We start from the raw sequence: 19,100 nt of genomic DNA on the forward strand, positions 1-19,100 counted from the left end.
AACCGACACATCCACCCGAACAAGATATCGGTGCCACCATGAGCAAGTTGAACAAGTCCATCATCGCGGAATTTGAATCCGCCCAGATCACCCGCGAGCTGCCGCAGTTCAGCCAGGGTGACACCGTCGTCGTCAACGTGAAGGTGAAGGAAGGCAACCGCGAGCGCGTGCAGGCGTACGAAGGCGTGGTCATCGCCAAGAAGAACGCCGGCCTGAACTCGGCTTTCACCGTCCGCAAGATCTCGCACGGTTTCGGCGTCGAGCGCGTCTTCCAGACCCACAGCGCCACCATCGACTCGGTCGAAGTGAAGCGTCGCGGTAAGGTCCGCGCCGGCAAGCTGTACTACCTGCGTGGTCTGCAGGGCAAGGCTGCCCGCATCAAGGAAGACCTGGCCGCCGCTGCGCAGGCCAAGGCTGCCCGTCAGGCTGCTGCTTCGTCGGCCGCTGCGGAGTAAGTCCCAACGCCAAGCGCCGCCTCGGCAGCGCTGCGTTATGCTCGAAACCCGGCCTTGTGCCGGGTTTCTTGCTTCGTGGATCAGGATGATTACGGCGGCGTGGCCTGGTCCCCTCAACGGATGAGGTGATGCGATGTCGATGATGCAAATGAGCGCAAAACTGGCCTGCGCGATGCTGGTGTTCTCATTGGGCGGTTGCGCCAGTTCCATTGGCCTGGATGGCTCCAACGTGTCGCTGGCCTGCCAGCAGCAGGCGCGTGATGCAGCCAACCAGCCGCCGTTTCCCAAAGAGCTGCGCGATGGCAAGCATGGCGCGGAGTTTGAACAAGGCATTCGCGATGCGCGCATGTCCCGATCGTGCCAGCAGGAAGTGGATGCGCACTCGGAAATCAACTTCCGCAGCCGCGGGACCTGATGCAGGGGATGGAAGCCAGCCTGTTGCGTAAAGCGACGAAGAAGACCAGAAGATGAAAACGACCTTGATTGCCGTGGCTTGCGGCCTGATGTTGTCGGCCTGCGCCAGTGATGCCTATCGCGACGGCGCGGAGGTGCGTCCCGCGGATCGCCCGGAGTGCCAGGTGGCCTCCTCGACGTCGGCGGACAGCCTGGCCCGCTCCCAAGCAGCATCGATGGTGCGGGATCCTTGTCATCCGGAAATGCCCGCGGGCCGGTCCAGCAGGCAGGACACCATCAAACCCGATTTCTCAGGAAAACATGACTGAAACTGCTGTCGAATCGACCGTCCGCCTGGATGTCTGGCTCTGGGCCGCACGGTTCTTCAAGACCCGCGCCCTGGCCAAGGATGCGGTGACGCTGGGCAAGGTGGACGTGGCCGGCCAGCGCGCCAACAAGCCCTCGCGCACGGTGCGCATTGGCGATGCGCTGCAGGTGCAGCGCGGCGATGAGCGCTTCGAGGTGGTGGTGCTGGGGGTGTCCGACCAGCGGGGTCCGGCGCCCGTCGCGCAGGCGCTGTATCGCGAAAGCGAGGCCTCGCAGCAGCGGCGCGCCGAAGCCCGCGCCACGCGCGCGGCCGAGCGCACCGGCTATCGCGCGCCGGACACCAAACCCGACAAACGCGCGCGGCGCCTGATCCAGGCGCTGGGCGATATCGACATGCTCTAGGACGCTAACCGGCTTCAGGATTTCTGCAGGACGTCTTCGGGCGTGTGGCGCGGATCGGCTGGCTCGGCGACCGGCGAGGGCGATGCCGCCGGGACTTCCGACGGCACCGCGATCGTGCGGGTATCGGCCGCGCCCATGCGGGCCTTGCGCCAGCCGCCCCAGCGGTAATACGCCATCGCCATCAGCATCGAGCACAGCGAGCTGACCGGGAAGCTCCACCACACCGCATCGGCGCCCAGCGTGGGCTGCATCAGGTTGGCGAACGGCACGCGGATGCCCCACAGCGAAATCACCAGCATGATCAACGGCGGAATCACTGCGCCGGTGGCGCGGACCACGCCGGACAGCACGAACATCACGCCGAAGAACAGGAACGACCAGATCGCGATGTGATTGAGATGCCGCGCCGCGTTGAATGCCTCGCTGCCCGGCTGCAGGAACAGCCCGAAGCTCCAACGGTCCAGCAAGATCAGCGGCGCAATCAGTGCGCCTGTCATCAGGAAATTGAACAGCACGCCGGTGCGCGCGGTGGCGCTGACGCGATCCCAGTGACCTGCGCCGACGTTCTGCGCGGCCATCGTCGAAGCAGCGGCGGCGATCGCCATCGCCGGCATCTGCACGTAGGTCCACAGCTGCAGCGCGGCGCCATAGGCGGCAGCGGTCTCGGTGCCGAAGCGATTGACCAGCGTCATCATGGCGATCATCGCCAGCGAGACCAGCACCATCTGCAGGCCCATCGGCACGCCTTTGGTGATCAGGGTCTTGAGGATGGCCGGATCGATGCGGAACAGGCGCATGTCCTTGCGCCCGAGCCACAGCACGTGGCGCCTGCGGCGCAGCGAAACCAACATCGCTGCCAGCGCGACGGCCTGGGTGATCAAGGTCGACCATGCCGCGCCGGCGATGCCGAGCTTCGGAAAGGGTCCCAAGCCGAGCATCAACACCGGATCCAGCGCGCAATCCATCGCCACGGCCAGCAGCAGATAGCGGAACGGCGTTTTCGCATCGCCTGCGCCGCGCAGTGCCGCAGACAGGAAGGCGAATGCATAGATCAGTGGCATCGCCAGGAAGATCACCTGCAGGTAAGCCTCTGCCGGCGCGAGCGAATCGACCGGCGTCCCCATCGCGGCCAGCAGATGCCGAGCAAACCACACGCCGCTGCAGGCGATCAGCACCGAGATGCCGATGAAGAAGCTCGCGCTGGTGCCCATCACCTTGCGCGCGCGGGCGATGTCGCCCGCGCCAATGGCCTGGCCGATCAGGATGGTGGCCGCCATGCCGATGCCGAACACAGAGCCGATCAGGAAGAACAGGATGCTGTTGGCATTGGCCGTGGCGGTCAGTGCCGACTCGCCAAGGAACTTGCCGACCCAGACCGCGTTGACCGAGCCGTTGAGCGACTGGGCCATGTTGCCGCCCAGGATGGGCAGTGAGAACAACAGCAGGTTGCGGGCAATGGGCCCTTCGGTCAGCGAGCGGGTGGGACGTGCGGACATCGGGACAGCCACGGACGAAAGTCCGGCACGGTAGCACTGCCTGACGGTGGCGTCAGGCAGGTGCGGTGGTCATGCCGTCGGCAGCGGCGTGGCATGCGCCGCGCGTTTCCACTGGCGCAATCCCATCGCGGCCAAGCCGACGAAGCCCAGGTACAGCGCCGCGGTGACATCCAGCGATTTGTATGCATACAGGCCGGTGTAGATCACATCGACCACGATCCACATCCACCACGCCGCGACGTGGCGTCGGCCCTGCCACCACTGCGCAACCAAGCTGAAGGCGGTCAGCGCCGCATCCAGCCAGGGCAGGGCGGCGTCGGTCCAGGTGTGCATCACCGCGCCGAGCACGACGGCCAGCACGGCGCCAACGGACAGATCGCGCAGCAGCTCGCCGCGCGCCAGCGGGGCGACTTCGACCAGGCCGTCCTGGCCCAGGTGGGATTTCCAGCGCCACCAGCCGTAGACGATGAAGCCGGCGAACGCGCCCTGCAGCAGCACGTCCGAATACAGCTTGGCTTCGATGAACACCCCGGCGTACAGCGCGACGGAGATCAGCCCGATCGGCCAGCCCAGCAGGTGCCGGCGCGCGGTCAGCCACACCGCCGCCACGCTGACGATCGCGGCAATCCACTCCAGCGTTTCGGCGCTCACAGCGCGTAGCTCACGGTCAGGCGCGCCAGGCGCGGCGCACCGGGGAACAGGTAGTAGTCACCGCCGCTGCTGCCGGTGTCGCGCCAGTAGAACTTGTCGAACACGTTGTCCACCGACAGGCGCCAAGTCAGCGCATGGCCGCGCACCTCGCTGCGCACGCGCAGGCCGGCATCGAACACGTTGTACGACGGCACCTTCGTGCTGCCGTCTGGCGTGGCGACGTTGGACGCGGCATAGCGCCAGCCGCCGCTGACCGTCCAGGCCGGCGCGAACGGCAGCTGGTAATCCACCAGCACGCTGGCGCGCGCCTTGGGAATGTTGATCAGCTGATGGCCTTCGTACGCCGGCGTGCCGGCATCCTCGGCGCGTGCGCGCAGCACGCTGGCGCTGGCAGTCACATGCACATGCTCGCTGAGCTTGCCGTTGGCGCTCAGCTCCAGGCCGGTGTGCACCTGGTTGCCGCGCTGGATGAAGGTATAGCCCGCGTCGCTGTCATCGGGCATCGCGTACTGGAACGGCTGGCTGATGCGGAACAGCGCCGCGCCCAGGTCCAGTGATGACGTGGCCGAAAACTTCGCGCCCAGCTCCACCTGCCGCGACAGCAGCGGTGGCAGGAAGCTGTCCGCATTCGAGGTCCAGTACGGCGCTTCCTGGCCCAGCGACAGGCCCTTGCTGTAGCTCACATAGGTGTTGAGGCGGTCGGTCGCCTGCCACATCAGCGCGGTCTGCGGCAGGAACTTGCTGAGCTGGGTGCGGCGTTCGCGCACGCCATCACTGTCGTTGGCGATCTCGTCCAGCTTGACGAAGCGCCCGCCCGCCAGCCACTGCCAGCCATTGCCGAAATTGATCCGATCAAGGGCGAACACCGCACGCTGCTTGTCGTCCAGGCGCCGCGCCGAGGCGCCGGGCGCGTTCGGCGAGGGCGCGAACACGGGAACGGTGGCGTCATGGATGTTCGCGGTGCCGACATAGTCGTAGACATCCTGGCGGCGATCCACGGTGCGGCGGAAGCCATCCACGCCCACGGTCAGCTGGTGCGACAGCGCGCCGGTGGTGAAGCGGCCCTGCAGCTGCGCGCGCACTTCATCGTTGACGCGCGTGTCGTCGGGGCTGCGGTAGTCGTAGACGTCGTAGTCGCCGTTGGGCGCGAAGTAGTTGCCGGGCACGCTGCCATCGGCGCATTGCGCCGCGTAGAAGCAGCCGTAGGCGAAGGCGACGTTGTCATCGATCACGCTGCGACTGTGGCCGAGCGCGACGCTGCCTTGCCAGGCGTCGTTGAACTGGTAGCGGTAGCGCGCAGTAAGGTTGGTCGACTGGATCGCCACCGGTTGCGACCACGGCTGGTAGCCCAGCAGCGTGGTCGCGCTGGCGTGCGTGGGCAGCGTGTCGCCGCCGAGCAACTGGTAACCAGATGCGGAGCGCTGCGCGCTGGTCTGGTAGTTGCCGTCCAGCTCCAGTTTGCCCTTGTCGCCGATCAGCCAGTCGGCCGCCAGCGCGTAGAAGTTGCGCCTGCCATCGGTGTGGTCGATATAGGAATGGGTGTCTTCCCACGCCGCGTTGAAGCGCAGGCCGAAGGTCGACGTGATCCAGCGACCCAGATCGACCGCGGTGTAGCGCGAGCCGTGCGAATCGGTGCCGACAGTGAGTTCCTGCACGCGCGCCGGGCGCTTGGCGACGTAGTTGATGATGCCGCCCGGCGCCATGATGCCGGCGGTCAGGCCGGCTTCGCCCTTGAGGATCTCCACCTGCTGGATGTTTTCCAGCGCCAGGCGCTGCTCGCCGGCGATGGTCAGGTCGTTGAAGCGATAGCCGGTGGCCAGGTCCAGCGGAAAGCCGCGGATGGCGACGTTCTGGTAGTAGCCCACCGCCGCGTAGCTGTCGCCCAGCGAGGCATCGCTGTAGGCCACTTCGCTCAAGGAGCGCGGCTGGCGCTTGTCCAGCAGGGTGCGGTCCAGCACGTTGATCGACGCCGGGGTGTCCTTCCAGCGGCCGGGGCCGAAGCTGCCCAGCTGCGCATCGGGCGCACGCGGACGATCATCTGCCTGGCCCTGCACGCGCACGGCGGCCAGCTCGGTGGCGGTGGAATCGGCGGAGGTCTGCGTATCGTCGACCTGCTGCGCGTGGAGCGGCAGCGCGGTGCAGAGCAGGGAAGACAGCAGCAGGGTGGAGCGCGGGCGGTTCATATCGGTTCGTCACCAGGCATCGGGCACAAGGACGAAGCGAAGGCGCACGGCCACACGCCTTCAACAGGCGGACCACCGGTGCTGCGCAAAGCTCCCTACGCCGGTACAAACCGGATCAGGTTCCAAGGGACTCTCTCAGCCTGGCAACGCCAGGCACCCCCGCTTCTTGGGCGCCATTTGACAACAAACCGTCAGCAATTGCACACCCTGCGTGTTCAGGCCGCTGCGCGCAGCGCCTGCAGCAGGGCCTGGCCGGGCGCGGTGGCGAACCATCGCGCGTGGCCCAGCAGGAAGGTCTCGTAGGCCACCTGCGCGTTGTCGGGCGCCTGGGTGATGGCCTGGAAATACTCCACTTCCGACAGGGCGAAATCCACGTGCACCAGCGGCAGCAGATCGGCCAGCAGCCGCACGCGTTCGGCCGACATTGGCAGCACGCGACGATAGCCTTCCAGCAGCGCGAGCGCGGTGTCGATGTGGACCGCGCCCATGCCGTCTTCCAAGTTCAGCCAGGCGATCGCATTGCGTTCGATGGCCGTGGCGAGGTCGAACAGCGCGCTGGTCGGCGAGGCCAAGCCAAAGTCGAGCACGGTGCTGATCCGCATCGATGCGCCGTCGTGTTGCCAGAGCAGATTGGAAACATGCCAATCGTTGTGACCCCACAGACGCGGCTCGTCGTGCAGGCGTGCGGCCAGGCCTGCGTGCAGCGGCAGCAGCACCTGCCGGAAATCGGTGCGCCAGTCGCGATGCTGCAGGTCTTCGGCCAGGCCGAGGCGTTCGGCCAGCTGCGCTTCCAGCGTGGCGATCGGATCGTCGGCGCGGATCAGGTCATCGCGCGCGACCAGCAGATGCGTGCTGCGCTGGGGCGCCTGGAAATCCGCTGCGGCCTGATGCAGACGCGCGAGCATCGCGCCGGCTTCGCGCGCCTGAGTCAGGTCGGTCAACGGTGTCCATGACGTGGTGTCGCGATACACGTCTTCGCCGATGCCGGCGCTGTGCACCTCGAAGGTCCATTCGCCCTGCGCGACCGCGGTGCGGCCCTGCGCATCGGCGAACACCTGCACCACCGGAAGGCCTATGCCACGCAGGTGGGCGATGAAGCGATGTTCTTCTTCCAGCTGCGCCGGCGTGCGCACGCTGACGTGGTGGCGCTTGATGAAGACACGGCCTTGCGCCGTGTCTTCCAGCGCCGCGGCCGAGAGCGGACGCGGGCTGTGCCAGGCGATGTGATGTACACCATCTGCGAACGCGGGGTAGCCGGCAAGCAGCGCGTCGAGTTCGCTTGCCTGCAGCGGGGGCCAGTCGGGCGCGACCTCGTCGGGGCCCACGCCATGTACGCGGTGGGTCGGGTCGGTCATGGCAGAAGGCGCGGCGACATGGGCGCGTATTGTGCGACAACGGCGCCAGAAGGCGCCGTTGTCATGTCCATCGAGTGTGTCAAGCGGCCCGCAAAACGCGGGCCACGCCGGCTTACTTCAGATCGAAGCGATCCAGCTCCATCACCTTGGTCCAGGCCGCGACGAAGTCCTGCACGAACTTTTCCTGTGCATCGCTGCTGGCGTAAACCTCGGCCACCGAGCGCAGGATCGCGTTGGAGCCGAACACCAGGTCCACACGCGTGCCCGTCCACTTGGCCGCGCCGCTGCTGCGGTCGCTGCCGGCAAACGTGGTGCGCGAGGCCGGCTTCCACTCGGTGTCCATGTCCAGCAGGTGCACGAAGAAGTCGTTGGTCAGTGCGCCGGGCTTGTCGGTGAACACGCCATGCGTCGCGTCGTCCACGTTGGCGCCCAGCACGCGCAGGCCGCCGACCAGCACGGTCAGCTCCGGCGCGGTCAGGGTGAGCAGCTGCGCCCGATCGATCAGCAGCGTCTCGGCCGGCACGCCCACCCGCGCCTTGAGGTAATTGCGGAAGCCATCGGCCACCGGCTCCATCACCTCGAAGGATTCGACATCGGTCTGCTCCTGCGAGGCATCGGCGCGGCCGGGCGTGAACGGCACGGTGATCGTTTGGCCCGCGGCCTTGGCCGCCTGTTCCACGCCGACGCCACCGGCCAGCACGATCAGGTCGGCCAGCGACACCTGCTTGCCGCCGCTGTTGAAGTCGCTCTGGATTGCTTCCAGCTTGGTGAGCACCTTGGCCAGCTTGGCCGGCTGGTTCACGGCCCAGTCCTTCTGCGGGGCCAGGCGGATGCGCGCCCCGTTCGCGCCGCCGCGCTTGTCCGAACCACGGAAGGTCGAGGCCGACGCCCACGCGGTGCTGACCAGTTCGCTCACCGACAAACCGGCCGCCGCGATTTTCTGCTTGAGCCCGTCGATGTCGCCCGCGCCCAGCTGGCTGCCGGACGCCGGGATCGGGTCCTGCCAGATCAGCACTTCGGCCGGCACTTCCGGTCCGAGGTAGCGCACGCGCGGGCCCATGTCGCGATGGGTCAGCTTGAACCACGCACGCGCGAAGGCATCGGCGAACTGGTCGGGGTTTTCCAGGAAGCGGCGCGAGATCTTTTCGTAGGCCGGATCGAAGCGCAGCGCCAGGTCGGTGGTGAGCATGGTCGGCAAACGCTTGCCGCTGCCCTGCGGATCGGGGATCACCGCATCGGCGCCTTTGGCCTGCCACTGGTGCGCGCCCGCCGGGCTCTTGACCAGCTCCCACTCGAAGCCGAACAGGTGCTCGAAGAAGTCATGGCTCCACTGTGCCGGCGTCTTGGTCCAGGTCACTTCCAGGCCGCTGGTGATGGCATCGCTGCCGCTGCCGCTGCCGTAGCTGCTCTTCCAGCCCAGACCCTGCTGGTCCAGGTCCGCGCCTTCGGGCTCAGTGCCGACATGGTCGGCCGGGCCAGCGCCGTGGGTCTTGCCGAAGCTGTGGCCACCGGCGATCAGCGCCACGGTCTCCTCGTCGTTCATCGCCATGCGGCCGAACGTATCGCGGATGTCGTAGGCGGCGGCGAGCGGATCGGGGTTGCCGTCCGGGCCTTCCGGATTGACGTAGATCAGGCCCATCTGCACGGCGGCCAACGGGTTTTCCAGCTTGCGCGAATGGATGTCGCCATCGGCATCGTCATCGGCCACCAGGACCGCTTCGTCGCCGGGCTTTTCCACGCCTTCGGATCCATGCGCATAACGCACGTCGCCGCCCAGCCACGTCTTCTCGTTGCCCCAGTACACGTCCTGGTCCGGCTCCCAGGTGTCCTCGCGACCACCGGCGAAACCGAAGGTCTTGAAACCCATCGATTCCAGCGCGACGTTGCCGGTGAGGATCAGCAGATCGGCCCACGAAATCTTCTGCCCGTACTTCTGCTTGATCGGCCACAGCAGGCGGCGCGACTTGTCGATGTTGACGTTGTCCGGCCAGCTGTTGAGCGGCGCGAAGCGCTGCTGGCCGCGACCGCCACCGCCACGTCCGTCGCCGGTGCGATAGGTGCCGGCGCTATGCCAGGCCATGCGGATGAACTGCGGTCCGTAATGGCCGAAGTCCGCCGGCCACCAGGGCTGCGAATCGGTCATCAGCGCCTTCAGATCGGCCTTGAGCGCGGCGTAGTCGAGCTTCTTGAATTCTTCTGCGTAATTGAAGGTCTTGCCCAGCGGATCAGACTTGGCCGAGTGCTGGTTGAGCAGGTCCACGCGCAGCTGCTTGGGCCACCAATCGGTGTTGGTGGTGCCGCCGCCGGCGGCATGGTTGAACGGGCATTTGGCTTGGGTGTTCATGGGTCGCTACCTTGTCGTACGCACGGGGTGGCTGCCGTTCCAGACGAAACGGCGGGCGGAGTGTGGGGGTGGGAAAGCCGGTGGTTCTAGAACGAATGGGACATCGTCGGGCGATGCCGGGCATCGCCTCGCGAGGCAGGTGGATGGCGCCTGTCGGCGCGCTGGCCGTGGCGGTGTCGCGGATCGGTCTGCTGGCTCATGGGCGGGCGCGCCGTTGCGGGTGAGCCCTCACCTTAGGCAAGGCGGATGACAAAAGAAAATCGAAAGATGTTCCAGTTTCGATAGTGGTGGACTATCGATTCGGGTTCAGCGCTTGCCGAACAGGCTGCCGCCGAGCTTCATCAGGTCGCTCACATCCAGGTCGCCATCGCCGTCCTGGTCCAGCACCTTGCCGAGCAAGCCACCGGCGAGGCCGCCGGACTGCTGCACCTGCGCATGTTCCTGGCCCAGCGCCTGGCCCAGCTGCGCAGGACTGGCCGCGTTGCCACCGCTGAAGAAGCGCTGGGCGAGGAACGACAGCACGATCGGCGCCAGCATCTGCAGCAGCTGGCCGGCCTTGTCGCCGCCCAGGCCGGTGGCCTGGCCGAGCCCCGCGGCCGCGGTCGGCGCGTTATTGCCGAACACATGGCCGAGGATGCCGGCGCCGTCGGTCTGCGGACTGGCGCTCTGCGTGCCACCACCCAGGACGGAGCCAAGCAGGCCGCCGAGATCGAAACCATTGCTGGCCGCCGCCGGCGCGTGATCGCGCTGCAGTGCGCCGAACAAGGCTTCGGCGCCCTGCGGTTGTTGCGTATTGCGACCGAGCGCGCCGAGCAGCAGCGGCAGCGCCGCGCCGATCGCCGATTGGGTCTGCTGCGGATCGGTGCCCAGCTGCGCGGACATCTGCTGCACCGGTGCGCCCTGCAACTGCTGGAACAGCGCGCCGGCCAGGCCGGAAAGGGGTTCGCTCATGACACGGCTCCTGCGTTTCGGGGGATGTCCCGAAGGTACCGGAAACCACCTTGCACAACGGTCAATCTGCGTGGCTTCGACGCGTCGCATCGGCATGCGCAGACCAGCGGCGCGCAATCGCGAAGCCCTATGCTGTGTCGATGACCTCGCGTGCCGCCCGCCTGCTGCAATTGCTCGAAGCCCTTGGCGGACGCCGTCGTCCCGTCGCCGGCGCACGCTTGGCCGAAGACCTCGGTGTGAGCCTGCGCACGCTGTATCGCGATATCGCCACGCTGCGCACGCAGGGCGCGGACATCCTCGGCGATCCGGGCGTGGGCTACCTGCTGCGCCCGGGCTATCTGCTGCCGCCGCTGAACTTCAGCGAGGACGAACTGGAAGCCCTCGCACTCGGCGCGCGCTGGGTCACGCGCCAGCCCGACCAGGCTCTGGCCCAGGCGGCAGAACGTGCGATGGCGCGCATCGGCGCGACCTTGCCGGCAGCGACGCGCCTGTCGATCGAAACCAGCGGCTTGCTGGTCCCCAAGTTGCGCGAAACGCCGCCCGATGCGCCGTGGCTGCCGGTGCTGCGCCATGGCATCCGCCTGGAGCACGTGCTGCGCATGGATTACGCAGACGGCGCGGGCCAGCCGACGCAGCGTTTGATCTGGCCCTTCGCGATGGCCTTCATCGAAGGCCTCGGCATGCTGGCGGCGTGGTGCGAGCTGCGCCGGGATTTCCGCCATTTTCGTGCCGATCGTGTGCTGTCGCTGGTCGATACCGGCGAGCGCTATCCCTCGCGCCGGCACGTGTTGATCAAGCGCTGGCGCGCGGCCACCGGCTACGGCAGCGACTCCTGACAGAAGCTGTCAGCAGGGCAGGCCGACACTGGCGCCTCATTCACGACGGAGCGTTGCCATGAGCGAGACCCTGACCCTCTACACCCATCCGATGTCCCGCGGCCGCGTCGCGCGCTGGATGATCGAGGAGACCGGCCTGCCGTACGAGGCGAAGATCCTCGACTACGGCAGCGACATGAAATCGCCCGAGTACCTGGCGATCAATCCGATGGGCAAGGTGCCGGCGCTGCGCCACGGCGATGCGGTGGTGACCGAGAATGCCGCGATCTGCGCCTACCTGGCCGAATTGGTGCCCGAGCGTCGGCTGGCGCCGCCGGAGGATTCGCCCGCGCGTGCGGCGTACTTCCGCTGGCTGTTCTTCATGGCCGGTCCGTTCGAGGCGCTGCTGACGGCCAAGGATGCCGGCGCGCTGGAAAAGCCGGTGACCGCCGGCTACGGTAAGGAAGAAGACCTGCTGCGCACGCTGGAGCAGGCGGTGGAAGGCCGCACCTATCTGGCCGGCGATCACTTCACCGCGGTCGATCTGTATGTCGCCGCATGCCTGGGCTATTACCTGCGCATGGGGTCGCTGGAACCGCGTCCGGCGTTCGTTGCGTTTGCTCAGGCGCACATGTCGCGTCCGGCGGCGCTGCGTGCGATGGAGATCGACAACGCGCTGATGGCCAAGCATCCCAATCCGAACATGCCGCCAGCCGTTGAGGCTTAATGAGCGGCCACGGAGTGTGCCGCAAAGTCAGAAAAACCCTTGCGGCGGCTCAAATGTTCGTCAGTGCCAAGGAGTCCATGACAATCGAGAAGAACTCTCTGGAAGCACTCGCGTCTGCGGAGTAATAGTCATGAAACGTAGCCCGTAGAACGTAATTGCCCGCAGCAATCTGTTTGCCGCAAATCCAGTATTTGTTCTCGCCATTGATTCCTTCCCACAAGCCACTGGCGGAGCTTTCATCTCCTTCCGTTGTCCTGTGGATTAGCTCCCAGGCATCTTTAGGCGAAAAGAAAGATTGAAACTCAACCTCCTGGAAGTGCTGCACCAGTGTTCGCGAATCCAGATGCTCCTGATCCGACATGCGCCACAGTTTTACGTAAAGACCTTTATCGCCTTGCGGTGATTCGAAATATGGGGCTTCGTCGCTTTCCGAGCGATCGATCCAATCGCTTGGAAAAGAAATTGTCCAATGCTCGGTGGTGAATCGATCAAATGGCGGCATGAAAATTCCGTTTTAGCGTTACAGCAGCGCCTTGAGGCGGTACAGCGCCTCAAGCGCCTGCTTGGGGGTCAGGTCATCCGGGTCGAGTGCGACCAGCGCCTGCTGTGCGGCGGAAGGCGCCGCGGCAAACAAACCGAACTGCTGCGGCGCATCCAGTGCCGCCGGTGCCATCTTGGATGCATGGGTCTCGCCGCCGCGTTGCTCCAATTCGGCCAGGCGACGGCGCGCCTGCGACAACGTGGTGCGCGGCAGGCCGGCCAGCGCCGCGACCTGCAGGCCGAAGCTGCGATCCGCTGCGCCATCTTTGACCGCATGCATGAACACCAGCGTGTCGCCGTGCTCGACCGCATCCAGGTGCACGTTGGCAATGCCGCTCGGGCCGCCCTCGAAGCTCTCGCTGGCCAGCGTGGTCAGTTCGAAATAGTGCGTGGCAAACAGCGTGTAGCAGCGGTTGACCGCGGCCAGGTGGCGCGCCACCGCATCGGCTAGCGCCAGGCCGTCGTACGTCGAGGTGCCACGACCGATCTCGTCCATCAGCACCAGCGATTGCGCGGTGGCGTGATGCAGGATGTAGCTGGTTTCGGCCATTTCCACCATGAAGGTGGACTGGCCTTTGGCCAGGTCATCGCCTGCACCGATGCGGGTGAGAATGCGGTCGATCGGGCCGATCTGCGCGCGCGAGGCCGGCACGAAGCTGCCGATATGCGCCAGCAGCACGATCAGCGCGTTCTGGCGCATGTAGGTCGACTTACCGCCCATGTTCGGGCCGGTGATGACCAGCATCCGGCGGGCTTCGGCGGTATCGCTGCCGTCCAGGCGCAGGTCGTTGGGTTCGAACGGTTCCTTGCGCACCGCTTCGACCACCGGATGGCGACCGCGTTCGATCACCAGGCACGGCGCATCGGAGAGTTCGGGCTGGGTCCAATCCAGTTGCTGCGCGCGTTCGGCAAACGCGCACAGCACGTCCAGTTCGCTCAACGCCAGGGCGCAACGCTTGAGCGGTTCGATCACCGCGTTCAAGTCGTCCAGCAGCGCTTCGTACAGCACGCGCTCGCGCGACAGCGCGCGTTCGCGCGCGGACAGTACCTTGTCCTCGAAGGACTTCAGTTCCTCGGTGATGTAACGCTCGGCATTGGTCAGGGTCTGGCGGCGCGTGTAGTGCACCGGCGCTTTTTCCGACTGGCCCTTGCTGATCTCGATGTAGTAACCGTGGACACGGTTGTAGCCGACCTTGAGCGTATTGATGCCGCTGGACGCGCGCTCCCTCGTTTCCAGGTCGATCAGGAACTGGTCGGCATTGGTCGAGAGCTGGCGCAATTCATCCAGCTCCGCGTCGAAGCCGTTGGCCAGCACGCCGCCATCGGTGAGCTTGAGCGGCGGCTGTTCGGCTACGGCGGTGATGAGCAGGTGCGCGGTGGCGTCGTGTTCGCCCATCGACGTGGCCAGCGCGTGCAGGCGCGGCGAATCCAGCGGCGACAGCAACTCACGCAGGCGCGGCAGCAGCGCCAGGCTGTTGCGCAGCGTGGACATGTCGCGCGGGCGCGCCGAACGCAGTGCGACGCGGGTGAGGATGCGTTCGACATCGCCAAAGGCACGGAAGGCATCACGCAGGTCGGCATCGGTGCCGCGCTCGATCAACGTGGTCACCGCATGGTGACGCTGGCTCAGCACGCTGCGATCACGCAGCGGACGATGCAGCCAGCGGCGCAGCAGGCGCCCGCCCATCGGCGTGACCGTGCTGTCCAGGATGCCGAGCAGGGTGTGGCGCGTATCGCCATCCACGCGCGTGTCCAGCTCCAGGTGGCGGCGCGTGGCCGCGTTCATGGCGATGGCTTCACCAGACGACTCGAATGCAATCGCGGTGAGATGCGGCAGCTGCGACTTCTGGGTTTCTTCCACATAGCCCAGCAGCGCGCCAGCAGCGGCGATGGCCTGTGGCTTGTCCTCGATGCCGAAGCCGGTCAGGTCATGCAGCTTGAAGAACTGCAGCAGCTGGCGACGGCCGCTGTCGGCGTCGAACAGCCACGGCGCGCGGCGGCGTGCGCCGGTGCGCGTGGCCAGGAATGCAGGCCAGCCTTCCTCGTCCGGCACCAGCAGTTCGGCCGGTTCCAGGCGCGCGAGTTCGGCTTCCAGCGCGTCTTCCGATTCGACCTCGTTGACCAGGAAGCGGCCGCCGGCCAGGTCGGCCCACGCAAGCCCGTAACCACTCTTGCCGCGCGAGACCGCCATCAGCAGCGTGTCGCGGCGCTCGTTGAGCAGCGCCTCGTCGGTGACGGTGCCTGGGGTGACGATGCGCACCACCTTGCGTTCGACCAGGCCCTTGGCCAGCGCGGGGTCGCCGATCTGTTCGCAGATCGCCACCGATTCGCCCAGCGCCACCAGCCGCGCCAGATAGCCTTCGTAGGCATGCACCGGCACGCCGGCCATCGGGATCGGCGCGCCGCCGGAACTGCCGCGCTGGGTCAGGGTGATGTCCAGCAGCCGAGCGGCCTTGCGCGCGTCGTCGTAGAACAGCTCGTAGAAATCCCCCATGCGGAAGAACAGCAGCAAATCCGGATACTCGGACTTGGCTGCGAAGAACTGCTTCATCAGCGGGGTGTGTTCGACGGGGGCGGTCTTGGACATCGTGGGCACAGCAAAAAGTGACCGCAGATTGTAAGCGGTCACGCCCGGCCGGCCGGAAGGGCCAGCCGGGTGGGGCGGTCATAGCAGGTCGCGGCGCGGACTGGGCCGCGCGCGCGGATCAGGCCAACAGTTCGAAGGTGGCGTGCAGGCCGTCCACTTCGGCTGAGGGCGCGACCCAGAGGTCGAAGGTGCCCGGTTCGACCGTCGGCTTGAGGTCCTGGCCGACGAACAGCAGGTCGCTGCGGCGCAGGCTGAATTCGACCTGCACGCTGGCGCCGGCGGCAATGGCGACCTTCTTGAAGTCCTTCAGTTCCTGCTTGGGCCGGGTGATGCTGGCGGCGCGGTCGTGGAGGTAGAGCTGCACCACTTCTTCCGCATCGCGGCTGCCGCGGTTGTGCACCGTGGCCCGCACCGTGAGCGTGCCATCGGCGGCCAGGCGGGCGTCGCCGAGGTCCAGCGCGCCGTATTCGATCTGCCCGTAGGTCAGGCCGAAGCCGAACGGGAACAGCGCCGCGTTCGGTGAGGTCATGTAGCGGGTCTTGAACGCGGTGAGTTTTTCCGGATGCGGATCCGGGCGGCCGGTGATCTTGTGGTCGTAGTAGTAGGGCACCTGGCCGGCTTCGCGCGGGAAGCTCACCGGCAGGCGTCCCGACGGCCCGTGCGCGCCGAACAGCACATCGGCCAGGCCCAGGCCCGAGCTTGAGCCCAGATACCAGCTCACCAGCACCGCCTTGGCGTTCGGCAGCAGGTCGGCCAGCGCCAGCGCACGCCCGTTGCTGAGCACCACCACGACCGGCTTGCCGGTCGCCGCGACGGCGGCCAGCAGGTCCAGCTGCACCTGCGGCACCGTGATCGAGGTGCGCGAGCGCGCTTCACCCGAGTCGTCGCGCGATTCGCCGATGGCCATGACCACCACGTCGGCGGCCTTGGCCGCCTGTACCGCGTCGTCCACGCCGCCATCCAATGCTTTCTCGTAACCGCAGCCGGCGGTGACGCTAAGCTGGCTGGCATCGGCCATCGCCTGCTTCAGGCCGGTGGCCAGGTCGCTGGCCGAATCGTCGCCGCCGAACAGCGTCCACGGCCCCTTGGTGCTGTCCCAGTCCTGGGCCAGCGGGCCGATCAGCGCGATGCGCTGGCCGCTGGCGCGCAGCGGCAGCACGTCGCCCTCGTTCTTCAGCAGCACGACCGATTTGCGCGCGGCCTCGCGCGCAAGCGCCAGGGTGTCGGGCAGGCGCTGGCGCGAGGGAGCCTGCGGCTTGATCCGGCGGAACGGGTCGTCGAACAAACCCAGCTGCGCCTTGAGCTGCAGCACGCGCCGCACCGAGCGGTCGACGACCTCCATCGGCACCTCGCCGCTTTCCACCAGCTCCGGTAGGTACTTGAGATACAGGCCGCTCTGCATGCTCATGTCCACGCCGGCCAGGATCGCCAGGCGCGTGGCGTCGCGACCATCACGCGCGTAGCCGTGCGCAATCAGTTCCTCATCGCCGGTGTAGTCGGACACCACCACGCCGCGGAAATCCCATTCGCCGCGCAGCACGTCGTCCAGCAGCCATTTGTTGCCGGTGGCGGGGATGCCGGAGATCTCGTTGAACGAGGCCATCGTGGTCATCGCGCCGGCATCGAACCCAGACTGGAACGGCGGGAAATACGTCTGCCGCAGCACGCGCTCGGAGACATCGGTGGTGTTGTAGTCCAGGCCGCCCTCGGCCGCGCCGTACGCGCAGAAATGCTTGGGGCAGGCGACCACCGCTTCGGGATCGGCCAGGCCGCGCTCGCCCTGGAAGCCGCGCACGCGTGCATCGGCCATGCGTTTGCCCAGCAGCACGTCCTCGCCGCTGCCCTCCACGCCACGGCCCCAGCGCGCATCGCGGGCGATGTCCACCATCGGCGCGAAGGTCCAGTCGATGCCGACCGATGACGCTTCCATGCCGGCCGCGCGCGCGGTGCGGCGGGCCAGTTCGGGTTCGAAGCTGGCCGATTCGCCCAGCGGCACCGGGAAGACAGTGGTGAAGCCGTGGATCACGTCGGCAGCGAAGATCATCGGGATCTTCAGCCGGCCCTGCATCGCCGCCTTCTGCAGGCGCTCGTGATAGAGCACGTTGGAACTGTTGAACACGCCGGTCAGCTGGCCGGCCTTGGCCGCGGCGATCTGCGCGGAGACCGCGCCGGTGGAGGTGACCGGATTGGCGGCGGCGGCCGCGCCGTTCTGCATGGCGGCGCCGAACAGCGTCAGCTGGCCGGCCTTCTCCTGCAGGGTCATCTTGGCGATCAGGTCTTCGATGAAGGCCGGCGCCTTGGCGCCATCGCGGCTGTGGCCCAGCGCCAGCCCGATCGGGACCTGCGAGAGCAGGGCGGCACCGCCCGTGGCCAGCAGCAATTGCCGTCGTGTGATTCCTCGTGTGGTCATGCCCGATCCCCTTCCGATCGCGTAATGGCGGGGCCGCCCGGCGGCGGCATCTCAACAGAATGTAATCGTTTACACGCAGGAAGCACGCCGCACTGCACGAAGACCCGGCGGGCGGGGCGCCGGCGCCGATCTGGGATACTGGGGGCGACTCCTTCGTGCAAGCGCTGACCGATGTCCCCCACCGATGCCGATCTCGAACAACTGGCCGTGTCCGTTGGCCAGCACCTGCGCGCCCAGCGCGACATGCTGGTCACCGCCGAAAGCTGTACCGGCGGCTGGATCGCCAAGGCCATGACCGACATCGCCGGCTCCTCGGCCTGGTTCGACTGCGGCATGGCCGCCTACAGCTATGAGGCCAAGCAGGCCCTGCTGGGCGTGCGCCCGCAGACCCTGGAAACCTTTGGCGCGGTCAGCCGCGAGACCGTGATCGAGATGGTCTCCGGCGCGTTGGTCAATTCCGGCGCTAGCGTCGCGGTGGCCGTGACCGGCATCGCCGGCCCGGGCGGCGGCAGCGAGGACAAGCCGGTCGGCACGGTCTGGATCGGCTGGAAACGCCGCGGCGGCTACGCCCGGGCGCAGGTGTTCCAGTTCGACGGCGACCGCGATGCCGTGCGTCGGCAGACCGTGGCCGCGGCACTGGGTGGCCTGGTCGAGGCCTGATCACACAAATTTGCGCGCGATGCTTGCGGGACGGGTTTGTTAGTAGTAATACTACTAACCATGCAGCTCACCGACACCCAGCAGGCCATCCTGGCCATGATCGCCGAACGGCTCGAAGCCGAAGGCATGCCGCCGTCGCAGACGGAGATTGCTCGCGCGCTGGGGTTCAAGGGCGTGCGCGCGGCGCAATACCACCTGGAAGCGCTGGAGGCGGCCGGCGCCATCGAGCGCATTCCTGGCCGTGCCCGCGGCATCCGCGTACTGCATGCCCCGCAGCCGGCCCAGGCCACCATGAGCTTCGCCGCCGCCAATGACGAATCGGCCCTGCGTCTGCCGGTGCTGGGGCGCGTGGCCGCCGGCGCGCCGATCGGCGCCGATGCCGACCACCACGATTACGTGGTGCTGGACCGGGTGTTCTTCTCGCCTTCGCCGGATTACCTACTGAAGGTGAAGGGTGATTCGATGCGCGACGAGGGCATCTTCGACGGCGACCTGATTGGCGTGCACCGCACCCGGGACGCGCGCAGCGGCCAGATCGTGGTGGCGCGCATCGATGAGGAGATCACGGTCAAGCTGCTCAAGATCGGCCGCGATTCGATCCGGCTGCTGCCGCGCAACCCGGACTATTCGCCGATTGATGTGCGCCCGGGCCAGGACTTCGCCATCGAAGGCCTGTACTGCGGCCTGGTCCGGCCCAATCGATGAATCGGCCGTGTTTTGCGGAGTTTTCCGACAGCGGGCAGCGGCGTTGCCTGCTGGTGGCCACCAGGCTTGCTGATTAATTTTTGCGTGGGATTGGCCGGG

At 66.9% G+C, this 19,100-nt stretch carries 17 protein-coding genes and 1 riboswitch; of the genes, 8 read left to right on the plus strand and 9 right to left on the minus strand.

Going from position 1 to position 19,100, the window contains the following annotated elements; all coding sequences use genetic code 11:
- Positions 1-38: 38 nt before the first annotated feature.
- From rplS to BMZ17_RS04635, 4 genes are all read left to right on the plus strand, one after another.
- Entirely contained in the window at positions 39-455 is a 417-nt protein-coding gene (gene rplS / locus BMZ17_RS04625) for a 50S ribosomal protein L19 (RefSeq protein ID WP_093136553.1), read from the plus strand.
- 148 nt (positions 456-603) lie between these two features.
- The gene (locus tag BMZ17_RS04630) at positions 604-870 is read left to right on the plus strand and encodes a hypothetical protein (RefSeq protein WP_093136555.1); all 267 of its coding nucleotides are present in this window, start codon (positions 604-606) and stop codon (positions 868-870) included.
- 52 nt (positions 871-922) lie between these two features.
- Positions 923-1,177: a hypothetical protein gene (locus BMZ17_RS20830; RefSeq protein ID WP_139202790.1), complete on the plus strand. Its 255-nt coding sequence runs from the start codon at positions 923-925 to the stop codon at positions 1,175-1,177.
- Positions 1,170-1,577 (plus strand): RNA-binding S4 domain-containing protein, encoded by a 408-nt coding sequence (locus BMZ17_RS04635; RefSeq protein WP_093136557.1) that lies wholly within the window; start codon positions 1,170-1,172, stop codon positions 1,575-1,577. Before BMZ17_RS20830 ends, BMZ17_RS04635 begins: the two co-directional genes overlap by 8 nt.
- Before the next feature lie 14 nt (positions 1,578-1,591).
- Here BMZ17_RS04635 and BMZ17_RS04640 read toward each other — a convergent pair whose 3' ends face one another.
- From BMZ17_RS04640 to BMZ17_RS04665, 6 genes are all read right to left on the minus strand, one after another.
- A complete protein-coding gene (locus tag BMZ17_RS04640; protein WP_093136559.1) occupies positions 1,592-3,073 on the minus strand; it encodes an MATE family efflux transporter in 1,482 nt (493 codons plus the stop codon).
- A 69-nt stretch (positions 3,074-3,142) separates the two neighbouring features.
- Positions 3,143-3,724, minus strand: a complete 582-nt coding sequence (pnuC, locus tag BMZ17_RS04645; protein WP_093136561.1) for a nicotinamide riboside transporter PnuC — start codon at positions 3,722-3,724, stop codon at positions 3,143-3,145.
- Positions 3,721-5,907 (minus strand): TonB-dependent siderophore receptor, encoded by a 2,187-nt coding sequence (locus BMZ17_RS04650; protein ID WP_093136564.1) that lies wholly within the window; start codon positions 5,905-5,907, stop codon positions 3,721-3,723. Before BMZ17_RS04650 ends, pnuC begins: the two co-directional genes overlap by 4 nt.
- A gap of 75 nt (positions 5,908-5,982) precedes the next feature.
- Positions 5,983-6,078: riboswitch (TPP riboswitch) on the minus strand.
- Positions 6,079-6,122: 44 nt separating this feature from the next.
- Positions 6,123-7,262: a phosphotransferase enzyme family protein gene (locus BMZ17_RS04655; RefSeq protein WP_093136566.1), complete on the minus strand. Its 1,140-nt coding sequence runs from the start codon at positions 7,260-7,262 to the stop codon at positions 6,123-6,125.
- Positions 7,263-7,374: 112 nt separating this feature from the next.
- A complete protein-coding gene (gene katG / locus BMZ17_RS04660; protein ID WP_093136568.1) occupies positions 7,375-9,606 on the minus strand; it encodes a catalase/peroxidase HPI in 2,232 nt (743 codons plus the stop codon).
- A gap of 306 nt (positions 9,607-9,912) precedes the next feature.
- Positions 9,913-10,557 (minus strand): DUF937 domain-containing protein, encoded by a 645-nt coding sequence (locus BMZ17_RS04665; protein WP_093136570.1) that lies wholly within the window; start codon positions 10,555-10,557, stop codon positions 9,913-9,915.
- Between the two features lie 140 nt (positions 10,558-10,697).
- Here BMZ17_RS04665 and BMZ17_RS04670 point away from each other — a divergent pair, with 140 nt between their 5' ends.
- Together BMZ17_RS04670 and BMZ17_RS04675 are read left to right on the plus strand one after the other, a co-directional pair.
- Positions 10,698-11,393 carry a helix-turn-helix transcriptional regulator gene (locus tag BMZ17_RS04670; RefSeq protein WP_093136572.1) on the plus strand — a complete coding sequence of 232 codons (696 nt, stop codon included), beginning with the start codon at positions 10,698-10,700 and terminating at the stop codon, positions 11,391-11,393.
- A gap of 58 nt (positions 11,394-11,451) precedes the next feature.
- The gene (locus BMZ17_RS04675) at positions 11,452-12,099 is read left to right on the plus strand and encodes a glutathione S-transferase family protein (protein WP_093136575.1); all 648 of its coding nucleotides are present in this window, start codon (positions 11,452-11,454) and stop codon (positions 12,097-12,099) included.
- A gap of 49 nt (positions 12,100-12,148) precedes the next feature.
- Here the strand turns inward: BMZ17_RS04675 and BMZ17_RS04680 are convergent, their stop codons facing one another.
- From BMZ17_RS04680 to bglX, 3 genes are all read right to left on the minus strand, one after another.
- A complete protein-coding gene (locus BMZ17_RS04680; RefSeq protein WP_139202791.1) occupies positions 12,149-12,601 on the minus strand; it encodes a hypothetical protein in 453 nt (150 codons plus the stop codon).
- A gap of 18 nt (positions 12,602-12,619) precedes the next feature.
- Complete coding sequence (gene mutS / locus BMZ17_RS04685) at positions 12,620-15,226, minus strand: DNA mismatch repair protein MutS (RefSeq protein ID WP_093136579.1); 2,607 nt, start codon at positions 15,224-15,226, stop codon at positions 12,620-12,622.
- Positions 15,227-15,344: 118 nt separating this feature from the next.
- Positions 15,345-17,636: a beta-glucosidase BglX gene (gene bglX / locus BMZ17_RS04690; RefSeq protein ID WP_093136581.1), complete on the minus strand. Its 2,292-nt coding sequence runs from the start codon at positions 17,634-17,636 to the stop codon at positions 15,345-15,347.
- 171 nt (positions 17,637-17,807) lie between these two features.
- Between bglX and BMZ17_RS04695 the strand changes: the two genes are divergently transcribed.
- Both BMZ17_RS04695 and lexA read left to right on the plus strand, forming a co-directional pair.
- Positions 17,808-18,296, plus strand: coding sequence for a CinA family protein (locus BMZ17_RS04695; protein WP_093136583.1), 489 nt, complete (start codon positions 17,808-17,810; stop codon positions 18,294-18,296).
- Between the two features lie 60 nt (positions 18,297-18,356).
- Complete coding sequence (gene lexA / locus BMZ17_RS04700) at positions 18,357-19,001, plus strand: transcriptional repressor LexA (protein WP_093136585.1); 645 nt, start codon at positions 18,357-18,359, stop codon at positions 18,999-19,001.
- The last annotated feature ends 99 nt before the right edge of the window (positions 19,002-19,100 follow it).

The sequence above is a fragment of the Pseudoxanthomonas sp. GM95 genome (genome assembly GCF_900109775.1).
Classification (GTDB): domain Bacteria; phylum Pseudomonadota; class Gammaproteobacteria; order Xanthomonadales; family Xanthomonadaceae; genus Pseudoxanthomonas_A.